Raw genomic sequence first — 1,769 nt, forward strand, 5'->3', positions numbered from 1 at the left:
GATAAGCTGGATCGCTACATTACCAATTACAATCGACAGTTTAAAACCAACTACAATTCTGGTGATCAATTTTATGCGTACTACCGCGACATTGCACAGCGCGTAAAAAACAGACAGATTGATATTCTAATCGTGGTCAATATGTTCCTCACGGGCTTTGACTCTAAGCCGTTAAATACCTTGTATGTCGATAAAAACCTAAAATATCATGGCTTGATTCAGGCATTCTCACGTACCAACCGTGTCTATAACGATAAGAAGCCATTTGGAAACATTATCTGCTTCCGTAACCTGAAACGTGCGACAGATGAAGCACTGGCGCTATTTTCCAATAAAGATGCGCAAAAGGTGGTACTGGTTCCAAGCTTTGAGGAAATTAAGCAGGATTATGATGCTGCTGTTCAGAAGTTGCTCAAGATCACGCCTGATTATCAAAGCGTGGATGATCTCATGACAGAAGATCAGCAGTTGGAGTTTATTAAGGCCTTCCGTGAAGTGATGCGTTATAACGCTCAGCTGCAAACCTTTATCGAATACGATCAGAACCAGACCGCTTTAGATAAACAGCACTTTGCCAATTTTGCTTCCAAGTATGCTGACTTATGTCGTGATGTACGCAAGACTACGAAAAAAGAAAAAGTCTCTGTACTGGATGATGTCGATTTCCAATTGGATCTGCTACATAGTGACCGGATCAATGTGGGCTATATTATCAATTTGCTGCAAATGGCTCTGGATAGCGGGGATGAGGCCAAACGCAAGAAATACGAAGCACAGATACATGATCTAATTGGTAATGAAGTTACCTTGCATGACAAGCAGGAACTGATTCAGAAGTTCATTGAAGAAAACATGCCGAAGATGATCAATGGACAAAGTGTCCAGAGCACTTTTGCTGCTTTCTGGGATGCGGAGAAAGAACAAGCCTATCAGTACCTCTGCCAAGAGGAAAACTTGAAGCCTGAAGCAATGAGAACTGTTCTGGAAAACTACGAATTTACAAAGCGTTTACCAAGGAAAGAAGAGCTAAAGGATTTACCGAATTTTAAAGTCAAGCTCTTTGAAAGAGAGACTGTATTTAATCAGTTGTGGGATAAGACTAAGCAGTTCATTCAGACTTTTTATACAGGGATTTGAATAGGGAATATACATGCCAAATCTTGATGCAAAGTTTCAGCTATGCAAAGAGGTAAAGCTACGTTTAAGTATGTAAGTTATAAATGGAAATTTCCTGATAAAAAGGTCGAGGTTGATGAACATTTAGAATAAACAATTGTTAGAGAGATCTTTGAGAAATTGCATATAATGGTAAAGTGGTTAGATCACCTCGAAATTTAAATTAGGGTGATGCATTTAGCTATCGTAGCTACTGTATTGGCAATTTAAAGATATTAGAAAGGACTATTACCTTCAGGTAAGGATAATCTCTCCTATATTACTATGAGTTTTATCTGATCTTGGTAAAATGAATTATATGATGATCTCATCATAAAGTATTCTTATGTACATGGTGATGTTGTATTCTTAAAAAGTCTACTAAAACCACCTTAAATTATATGTTACTAAACTTTAATTTTGGTTAAAAAATAAACAAATAAATCGTGTATCCTGATTTGTATCCTTACATATTTTTATGATAATTTTTATATTAAATTCAATAGGATAAAATTTTGTTATCGTCCGTCTGGGCCCACCAAATACATCAAGCATCTAGGAGCAATACTCTTAGGTGCTTTTTTATTTTTTGAATGTAAGCGTCCGCTGAACAC

1 pseudogene is annotated in these 1,769 nt (G+C 36.9%); it reads left to right on the plus strand.

Annotated features, from left to right (window positions below):
* Positions 1 to 1,137, plus strand: a pseudogene (locus G5T77_RS16640) (type I restriction endonuclease subunit R); the annotation flags it as partial.
* Positions 1,138 to 1,769 lie beyond the last annotated feature (632 nt).

Source organism: Acinetobacter sp. GFQ9D191M, assembly GCF_011174875.1.
GTDB lineage: Bacteria > Pseudomonadota > Gammaproteobacteria > Pseudomonadales > Moraxellaceae > Acinetobacter.